The sequence below is a fragment of the Laspinema olomoucense D3b genome (assembly GCF_025370785.1).
Lineage (GTDB): Bacteria > Cyanobacteriota > Cyanobacteriia > Cyanobacteriales > Laspinemataceae > Laspinema > Laspinema olomoucense.
Genome location: NZ_JAMXFA010000077.1, coordinates 1744 through 13101, shown reverse-complemented (window position 1 = coordinate 13101; position 11358 = coordinate 1744). Strand labels below are relative to the sequence as shown.

Genomic DNA, 11358 nt, shown 5'->3' with positions numbered 1-11358 from the left:
TATTAAGTACAGTAGTTATTTTTCGTATAACGATCCCAACCGGACGTTCGTCCTACCCGAAAGCGGTACTTACCGAGTAGAAATTGATGGAGATAGGGAAAGCACAGGCACTTATAGTTTTAATATTTTGTCTTCATCTAAGGCGATAGAACTTGATTTAAGCCAAGAATACAGCGGCAGAATAGAGCCAGGTCAAGAAACTCATCTTTATTCTTTTAAGGGAACAAAAGGTCAGCGGTTTTACTTAGATTCTCTGACCAACACTGCGGATGGGAAGTGGACAATCTATGCACCTGACAATAACCTACCGATTACCGCAGATAACACTAGCAATTCTAATGCCGCTATTAATTCTTTCTCTAATGGCACGGCTCTTTCAAACGATTTTGAAGTAACGCTACCCGGAACCGGAACTTATCTATTAGCAATTCAGGGAACTAGCAACAACCCGATTAATTATCAATTCCAAGTGTTAACTCCTCCAACGAATGTTGAGGAATTGGCAGCCGATGAATCGGGAACGTTTTCTATCGCGGGAACGATGGCAGAAAAAGGCGAAAGGGATATTTACACCTTTGAAGCAGCTCAAAATCAATGGTTATTTTTAGACGCCTTAAGCGAGACTCCTTCCACCTGGATGCGTTTGGTCGGTCCGAGCGGACAAAATATCTTGAATTCACCGATTGCAGCAGATTATTGGCAGGCTCCTGTCATTTTATCAGAAAGTGGAACTTACCAATTAATTGTAGATGGCGATAAAGAAGCGCAGGACGCTTACGATTTCCGTCTGGTTTCCTTCACCGATGGAGTAACATTGCCGTTAAATGGAGACTCCATCACCGACAGGCTTTTTCCAGCAAGCGAAGTGATGGTCTACCAATTTCAGGGTGGAGAAAACGAGCGCATTTATATTGATGCAACCGCAACCAGTGAGAGCAATTTAGCTGACTTGTTACTGTACAAAGCAGGCAGCACTTCTAGCATTGCATCCTCTAACCGGCTGGGCGATATTGAAACTGTATTGCCGGGAACCGGAACCTACTACTTAATGGTACGAGGCGGTAATACTCCCACAGGTAGCGTTCCCTATTCCATTCAAGCTTTTTCTTACCCAGAGACTTCTGGCACTCCTTTAAGTTTAAATAGCTCCCCAGTCAATGGCGTAATTTCTCAACCGGGAGAACAAGATGTTTATACCTTTGAAGTGACTGACGCCAACTTAAATCAGAGGTGGTTATTTGACCTCCTTGATGGCAACAGTATTTTCGCCAAACTGGAAAGTCCAAGTGGAAACCTAATTTTCAACAACCTCTATTCATCCTCTCATAATTCGACGTTCCCCCTGACTGAAAAAGGGATTTACCGCTTAACTCTGGATGGCAATAGTGGGACCACCGGCAATTATAGCTTTGGTTTCGCACCGGCAGCCCCCGTCGTTCCGGTCACTAGAACCGCAGATACTCAGCTAACCTTAAATGCACCAACTACCGTAAATTTGGGTGCAGGTTGGGGTACAACCACTACTTACAGCTTCACAGGAGCGGTAGGTCAGCAGATCTTTTACGATAGTTTGAGCAACAACTACTCGTATGCTGGAGTAACGCTGTACTCTCCTTCTGGCAAGAGTGAAGAACTCGGCACGAGTTCTCCTCACTCTGATGGCAAGGTGCTAACGCTTTCAGAAGAAGGCAATTATTATTTGGAGTTTACCAATTGGAATTCCTCTGCTACCTCCGTCAACTTCCGCCTGACAGATATCGCTTCAACAACGACGGTGGGGCTGGATACAAATGTCAGTGGTAGCTTTACGAATCCGCAGGAAACAGACCTTTATCGATTTACGGTCAATACACCGGATTCCTGGTTATATTTTGACAGCGGAATCGGTTCATACAATAATTGGACGCTTTACGCACCAGGCGGTCGCGTTCTCAATAACACGAATTTATATTATGATTTTGAGTTAGAGTTGCCCGTCCCGGGTGAGTACGTCCTGGCAATGAAGGGACAGGGTTACACGCCATCTAATTATAATTTCCAAATCGTTTCTTCGGTGAAAGAGGAGCCAGTGGAGTTTTCCATTGGAGAAGTCATAGAAGAATCGATTGAGGTGAAAGGCGAGCGAGATTATTATAAATTCATGGGGACGGCAGGAGAGCGTCTCGTTTTTGATGCCCTCGAAGGTAGCGCTAACATTCGAGCTAACTTGGTCAGTCCCACAGGTAAGCAAATTCTTGGGAGTTCTGGAATTTCTTCTGATTGGGATTTGCCCATTTTAGAAGAGACGGGCGAATATCGACTGGAAATTGACGCTTGGGGTGAAGCAACAGGTGACTATAGTTTCCGCCTAGTTTCTGGAGTCCCAGGGGTAACGGGTTTGGTAGAGCTGGACAGTCCCGTATCCGTATCCGTCTCAGGCGAACGAGTAGAATTGATTAATTTTACGGGCAGTGCCGGTCAAGAAGTTTACTTAAAAAGTGATTATACTGGCAGTTATTCAAATTGGAAAGTTTACAATCTTTACAATAATGCTTCATTAGTTAGTGGCTTCACAGGCAGCGATCGCGAATTCACATTACCGGCTGATGGTACTTACACTATCGCTTTATTTGGAAAAGGTAGCGGGACGACTCATCAGATAGAGATAATTACTCCGGAGTTCTCAACTTCCGAGATGTCTGTCGGCTCCTTGGTGACGGGAACTCTACCTGAAATGGGTTCGAGAAATACCCACACCTTTACGGGAGAAGTGGGCCAGCAGTTGCTATTTGATAGCTTGGAAGGTATTTCTGGTCTTCACGTTAATATTTACAGTCCCAGTGGCAAATCCGTTTACACTTCTACTAATTTTACAGTTGAGCAAAAGCCGTTTACTCTGACTGAATCCGGTACTTATCGAGTCGTTATTGATGGACATCAACGAACCATTACCGATTCCGAGGGCTATCAATTCCGTATTCTGGATGTGGCTGATACGACACATCCCAACGTGCAAAATTTGCCTTTTAACGAAACCATAGTTGCAACGCTCCCTTCTGCCAAAGAGCGCCAAGCTTATCAATTTACAGGGAGTGAAGGACAACGGCTGTATTTCGATAAATTAAAACAGTGGAATTCTAGTAATGGCACGGGGTGGGTTCTTTACGGAACGAATAACGAATCACTCTCTAATTCTTCTTGGTGGTCCCCCGACATAGAACTCGAACTGCCAAATACTGGCACTTATACTTTAGTGGTCGGTGGCAATACTAATGATGAGGATGCTGAAAGCTATCAGTTCCAACTTGTCACTCCTCCACTGGAAACCACCTCTATAGAGTTGGGTGAAACGGTTTCGACTCTTATTGGAATTCCAGGCGAACGAGATACTTACACTTTTAATGGGACTACGGGTCAGCGGTTGTTCTTTGATAGTTTAGTGGGTAATAGCCAGATTACTACTCAGCTATATAGCCCCAGCGGTACACTCATCAGTATGAACAACAGTTGGGGATATTCTAGCACTGACAGCAGTAGTCCGTTTTCGTTGACAGAGACGGGAGAATACCGTTTAGTTATTGATGGAAACATCGATGCGATTGGCGATTACGGGTTCCGGTTGGTAGATGTGGATGCCGTCTCGACTTTAACGATAGGTGAGGCAATAGAAAATGCAACTTTGTCAGGGAAGAAGATAGATTTCTATCGGTTTGAAGCTGCTGAAGGACAAGCGCTCTATTTTGATTTAGAGTCTCGTTGGCAAAATGCTAATTGGGTGTTGTTTGGTCCGGATAGTAAACAGGTTCAAGGTTTGTCTTCTTATAATGATTTTGAAGTAACGACGGAAATTGAAGGCACTTACCTTTTGGCAGTAAGTGGTAATTCTGATGCTGAAATTGATTACAGTTTCAATGCGATCGCTCCGGCAACCACGGAAACTCCTTTAGCTTTAGGGACGACCGTATCAGGGTCGTTAACTGAGTCGGGAGAGCGTCACGAGTACGTTTTTGCAGGACTTATCGGTCAGCCGTTGTTTTTTGACAGTCGTCAGGAAAGCACTAATATCACTGCTACTTTGATAAGCCCTAGTGGCGCTCAGGTGAATACGGGACTTCCTTCTAACTATATATATGGCGATTCACAACCCTTTACCTTAACCGAAAGTGGAACATATCGGTTGATTGTTGATGGACGCAATGAGACAACGGGTGAGTACGAGTTTGTGTTGAGCGATCGCGCGGCGGTGACGCAACTCTCTACCGATTCAACTCCCGTGTCAGTTCAACTCTTACCCAACGAAACCCAGTTGTATCGTCTAGAAGGCACAAAGGGTCAAGTCTTAAACTTTGACCTGGATGCACAACGTCTTGAAGGTGCTTCCTGGACGCTTTACGGTCCTTCTAATCGAGCAATATCAACTCCGTCTTGGTTGCAAGGGGATTTCCAAGCAACATTACCCTCAGATGGCATCTACACCCTGGCGATCGCTGCCAATTCCACTCCACAAGAACGCGATTACAATTTCAGCGTCACTTCAGTTCCCCAAAATTCCGTCTCCAACACGGGACTCAACACCCCCATCTCTGGGAACCTCGCGCCAGGAACGACGAACTCCCATCGCTTCACTGCTGCTGCTGGCACTCAAATTGTATTTGATAGTTTAAACAACGATTATAATAACTGGCAGATTCGGATGCGATTAGTCGCACCAGATGGGAGTAAGCTTTTTGAGAACCATGACTCTCGCAATGACCGCGAGCCCTTCACTTTACCCGTTAGCGGAGAATACGAACTCCAAGTAGATGGATTCTATCCTTCTTCCTCTGGTAATTACCAATTCCAGTTGTTAGAATTACCCTCTCATGTAGACGCGCCATCTTTCAATCCTGTAGAATTCAATGCTGTTACTACAGGAACTCTTAGCCCCGATTTATCTAAGCAAATTTACGCTTTCACGGGTCAGGTTGGTCAGCAAATCCTGTTAAATAACATGGCAGGAAGCAACATCAAGACCAGCTTATATGACCCCAATGGAAGTTCCGTTTTCTCTCATAGTTCTGCATCTGACAGTTCAATCCATACTCTTAATCAGGATGGCATATACTACCTGGCGATCGAAAGGACTCAACCCGCCGCACGAGATTATTCCTTCCAGTTACTCAATTTGGGTTCGGGAACCGACCTAAAATTAAACGTCCCGACTAAAGGACAACTCGCATCCGGTCAACAAGCTGCACTTTACAAATTTACCGGGGAAGCCGGTCAAAAGCTGTACTTTGATTCTTTACAAGGTAACTGGTCTAATCAATGGAAGTTATACGGACCAGGAAATAACGCACAACTTAATTCTAATATTTATTTATCCACTGACTTTGAAGTAGAATTGCCCTCCGATGGAGAATACACTCTCTACATTGAAGGTGGCTCTTCAGCCACTCCAGTCTCTTATCAATTCCAAGTTTTTCAGCACGAAGCCGCCTCCTATATCCTCACTCCTGGAACGGGTGAAACCGCCAGTAACGCCAATGGCTCTTTGGGAGTTTTCCCCGTTCAACTGAGTGCAAAAGACCCCCTGGGTGCAGAAGATATTCAAAATTATAATATCCGCGTCTGGCCCGATCCAGGTAATACCCCACCCGAAATCGAGAGCGAACCGCCAACTAAAGTTGGATTGAATCAAAAAGCTTATCGCTATCAATTAGAAGCATTCGATCCAGATGGTGATTCTCTGCGCTATCGATTAGTTGAGGCACCATTAGGTGCAATTATTGATGGCGATCGCGGAGAATTATTGTGGTTTCCCGAATCGGCCAAACCTGGAGATACGGCTAACTTTACCGTAGAGGTCAACGATGCACGCGGCGGTACGGCATTACAAAACTTTACCGTTGATGTTTATAGCGCTTTAGGCAAAATTCAAGGCGCGGTCTTTGATGACCTAAATGGAAATGGTTATCGGGATACGACACTGGTCCAAGGAGACAGTCCCAATATAGTATTTGCCATTGATGTTTCGGGAAGTACCGGCGGAAACTATGTAGACTGGACCGAAGCAGAGTTAGAAACGGTTGCCGACAAACCGATGGGAATTTTAGGGATGGAAATTGCTACCGCCATTGCCTTGAGTGAACAATTAATTCTGCAAGGGCGAGGTAATACAACCCAAATTGGTCTTGTCTCCTTTAATCATGATGCTAGCATTATAGACCTGGATCCGAGTTTGCCTGGGGTGCAGTTTTTCACGACTCCTCTGGCCGATAAAGATAATAATGGAATTCCCGACTTGCGAGAAATACTTAACCGTTTTATTGCCGATGGTGGCACTTATTTTACACCGCCTTTAGAGAAAGCAGAAGCATTGCTCAACAGTGTGCCAGGAGATGCCAATCTCATTTTCTTATCTGATGGATTTGGTGGGGTTGATACTGAAGTGGTAGACCGCTTGAATGCGAATGGCGTCAATATTACCGCTTTTGGTATTGGTGCAGGTGCAGGAATGGGACAATTGCAAAGAATTGACCCCGATGCTATCCAAGTAACGAATCCCAGAGAAATCATCGATATTTTTGGTGGGTGGGACGAGCGCTACACTCCAGAACCCTTGATGGAAAATGTAACGGTCTATCTGGATTTGAATGAAAACGGTCAACTAGATGATGGCGAACCCACTCAGTTGACTGGCAAAAACAAAACCGAATCTCTATTGGGTTCGACTCCGTATCATTTCACTTTTGATAATTTGCTGCCGGGAACTTATACGGTACGCCAACTCGTTCCGAATGGTTATGAGGAAACTGCACCGAGTACAGGTGCTTTTGTTGATACCATAACTGTGACGGATGGGGAAACTTTCAGTCATTTATTTGGCAACCATTTGATTGCTCCTCCACTCAATAGCATTCCGTCGTTTATCAGTACCGCGCCGACAGATACAATAGAAGTAGGAGAGGCGTTCAAGTATCAAGCAAATGCTCTCGATGCGGATGCAGAACCTTTGACCTACGAGTTGACCTTGTTCCCAGAGGGGATGAATATCAATCCCGAATCCGGAACAATTGTCTGGCGTCCCACAGAGGAACAGACTGGGACGTTTGAAGCGATTGTCAGGGTGAGCGATCCCAGTGGCGGTATCGATTTACAATACTTCCAGGTGGAAGTCGTGCCCCCAAACTCTCCCCCCACATTTACGACTCCCTCCCCCACATCCATTCAACCCCAACGCGGTAAGCTATTTGAATACCGTCTCAATGCACTGGATGCCGATGGCGATGCTGACATTCGTTACGAGTTAGTCAATCCCCCAACTGGCGTTACCCTCAATCCTGACACTGGCATTCTGCGTTGGACTCCTTCCCAAACCGGCGAGTTTCAATTCACTGTTAAAGCAATTGATAGTCTCGGTGGAGAAGCGTCCCAAACAATTACTGCAACGGTCGTCGAACCCCGTCCGAATACCCCCCCAGAAATTACCGCCACCCCCGGGGGTTCGGTTCGCATCGGTTCCACTTATTTATATCAGTTACCTCGGACGGATTCTGATGGCGACCCGTTGACGTTCAACTTCCTCCAATCTCCCACCGGAATGGAACTGGATGCGGAGGGTCGCATCGTCTGGACGCCAACTCCCTCTCAATTCGGTTCCCATCCGATTTCTTTAGAAGTGAGCGATGGGGAAGATACTACCACTTTATCCTGGACGTTAAACGTCAGCAATCAAACCGTCAATCGCGCACCTAGCATCACTTCCACTCCCAACCTAATTACCAATTTAGAACGAGTTTATCAATATCAACTTGAAGGATTTGACCCCGATGGCGACTTGCTGTTATGGACTTTAGATAAAGCACCTTCCGGAATGGTTATAGACCCCAACTCCGGAATGCTATCTTGGCAACCCAACGCCACCCAACTCGGCGAACATACCATTGCCATTCGCGTCACCGACGCAACCGGATATTTTGTCGGTCAAGAATTTGACTTAACCGTAAGAGGGATTAACACCCCACCCCAAATCGTTTCCGTCCCCATCACCGCCGCCGCTGTCGGACAAGAATATCGCTATCAAATCGCTTCAACCGACATCGAAAATGATGGAAGACGCTACAGTTTAGGAATTGCACCGGATGGGATGCAAATCAAACCTGAAACCGGACTGATTACTTGGACGCCAACCGCACAACAGTCAGGTTCCGTAAAAGTTGAAGTCTTAGTGAGCGACACCCAAGAAAGCACCAACCGACAAACCTACACGATAGAAGTCGGGTCAGATGCCATTAACCATCCACCCGTCATTACCTCCACCGCCAAATACTTCGCCGCCACTGGTGTCCCTTACCGCTATCAAATTGAAGCAACCGATGCAGATAATGATGCTTTAATTTATCAACCCATCTCCGTTCCCAATGGCATGACTTTGGATGTCAATACCGGGGAACTACATTGGGATTCTCCCACTTTTGGCACCCATCAAATTGTCGTTGGCGTTAACGATGGTCGTTTGGGTGCAGCACAAGGATTTACCTTAACGGTTCAAAACGATTTACCTCCTGTCTTTAATACGAACAAACCACCAACAGTAGCAATTCCAAATCGCCTGTTCAGTTACGACATCCAAGCAACCGACCCCAATGGCACTACTTTAACCTATCGGTTAGATGATGCCTCTACTGCCTTGGGAATAACCGTAGATAAGTTAGGACGGTTGCGTTGGACTCCTACGGTTGAAAATGTCGGAACTCATGCGATAACTATTGAAGTGATGGATGAGTTGGGAACCACCGCAACCCAAACTTTCAATCTGGAAGTTTCATCCGATACGATATCTCCCTTAGTACAAGTATTGCCTTCGGGTGTATTTATCGTAGATGGCGATTTTGAAGTCCCGTTAGGCACTCCCATCACTTTCTTTACCAACGCTACCGATAATGTTGGTGTGGAAGGCGTCCAATTATTTGTGGATGAAGTTCCCATCACATTAACTGCCAATGGAACAGCAAGTTACACCCCTTCAGAATTAGGAACGTTAACCGCTAAAGCAGTTGCTTATGATGCTGCCGGAAATTTAGGTGAAAGTAGCATTGAAATTCGGGTTTACGACCCCAACGACCTAAATCCTCCGATTGTAGAACTGTCTCCCACCCTAGGAGATAAACCGCTGACCAATTTTACCGACATTATTGGGACTGTAACGGATGACAACTTGACGAAGTACGTCCTATCCATTGCACCTGCATCCGGCGGAGAATTTGTCGAAATTGCGTCAGGAAACTCTCAGATAAGCAACGCTAAATTGGGAGATTTTGACCCGACCCTGCTGCAAAACGATACTTACATTCTGCGGTTGACGGCAACGGATGAGAGTGGGAATAGCGCTTCGACGGAACAAATGGTAGATGTTGCTGGAGAGTTAAAATTAGGCAATTTCCGCTTATCGTTTACGGATTTGGAAGTTCCAGTAGCAGGAATTCCGATTAACTTGACGCGGACTTATGATACCCTAACTACAAACCAATCCGATGACTTTGGATATGGATGGCGCTTGGAGTTCCGGGATACGGATTTACGGACTTCGGTGGGACGGGATGAACTGTACGAACAGACGGGGATTCCTTCGGTTGGATTTGAGGAAGGTACGCGGGTTTATGTGACGTTACCGGGTGGGAAGCGAACTGGGTTTACGTTCAAACCTGTGATGGATCCGGAGATTGTCAAGGCGTTGCGGATGGGAGCACCTTTACCGCAAAGCATGATTTTCTATAATCCGGCGTTTGAGACGGATGATGGGTCACAGGTGACGTTGAGTGCTCAGAAAACTCAGTTGCTTTACAATCAGGAAACGGGTCAATACTATCATCCGAGTGGGTCGCCTTACAATCCAGCGAATTCGTTCTTTGGCGGGAGTTATAAGCTGACGACGAAGGAGGGAATTGAGTATGCGATCGATGGGACAACCGGCGATTTATTGACGGTGACAGATACGAATGGCAATACGCTGACCTATTCGGATGAGGGAATTTTCAGTTCTACTGGAAAGTCGGTGACGTTTGAGAGGAATGCGTCGGGTCGAATTGTGGCGGCAGTTGACCCAGAGGGGAATAAGATTCAGTATGAGTATGATGAAAATGGCGATTTAGTTGGGGTTACGGATAGAGAGGAGAATACGACAAAGTTTGAGTATCACGAGGAACGAGAACATTACTTAGAAGAAATCATTGACCCGTTGGGACGAACTGGGGTACGAACGGAGTATGATGAGTCGGGTCGATTGAAGCGGATGCTGGATGTGAATGGCGAAGCGGTTGAGTTGGTTTATGACCCGGATAATTCGACTCAAACGGTGTTGGATGTGTTTGGCAATCCGACGACTTATGTGTATGACAGTCGCGGGAATATTCTGACCGAAGTGGATGCGGTTGGGTTGGTAACTCGACGGACTTACGATGAGGATAATAATGTCTTAACCCAGACAGTTGTTACCAATGAAAGTGGAGCCGAGGGGTGGACGACAACCTACACTTATGATGCAGAGGGGAATAAATTATCTGAAACCGACCCGTTGGGGAATGTGACGTGGTGGAGTTACAATCGCTTGGGTCAAGTGTTGACGGAAACTGATGCGTTGGGTCAAACGACGACTTATTCTTATGACAGTCGGGGTAACTTGTTGTCCACGAAAGATGCTAACGGGAACGTTACCGAATTTAACTATGACGTTCGAGGTAATTTATTATCTGTTACCAACGCCAATAATCAAACAACCGAGTTCCGCTATGACCAATTTGGAAATGTCTTAGCGGTAACAGACTCCCTGAACAATGAAACCGCATACACCTACGACATCAACGGGAACCGCGTCACCGAAACTCGAACCGTCACCACTCCCAACGGTGTGGAAGAGTTGGTCACTCGATGGGAGTACGATAATGAAGGTCGTCTAGTTTCGACAACGGATCCAGAAAATCAGACAACTGAGTACGAATATGATGCCAATGGCAATCAAATTGCGTCAACTGATGCTAAGGGTCGCCAAACTGAATCTCGTTACGATGAAAAAGGTCAACTTGTAGAGACGATTTATCCCGATAGCACTCCAGAAAATCCTACCGACAACCCCCGGACTATCAATGTTCACGATAAGGGAGGACGCCAACGAGCGACCATTGATGAAGCGGGACGGGTGACTCATTATAAATATGATGCTGCGGGACGGTTAACCGAGACAATTTATCTTGATAAAACCGATACTTTACAACAGTTCATTGACGCAGTTGCACCTGGAAAAACTGCAGCAACGATTGACTGGGGTCTAGTTGTTTATCCGGATGACTTACCTACCTATTTAGCTGACAATCCTCGTTCGGTTACGGAATACAATAAAAA

At 46.0% G+C, this 11358-nt stretch carries 1 protein-coding gene; it reads left to right on the top strand.

Annotated elements, in window-relative coordinates; translation table 11 throughout:
- Positions 1-11358: putative Ig domain-containing protein (locus tag NG792_RS28385; protein ID WP_261237741.1), on the top strand; the 11358-nt coding region annotated here is incomplete at both ends.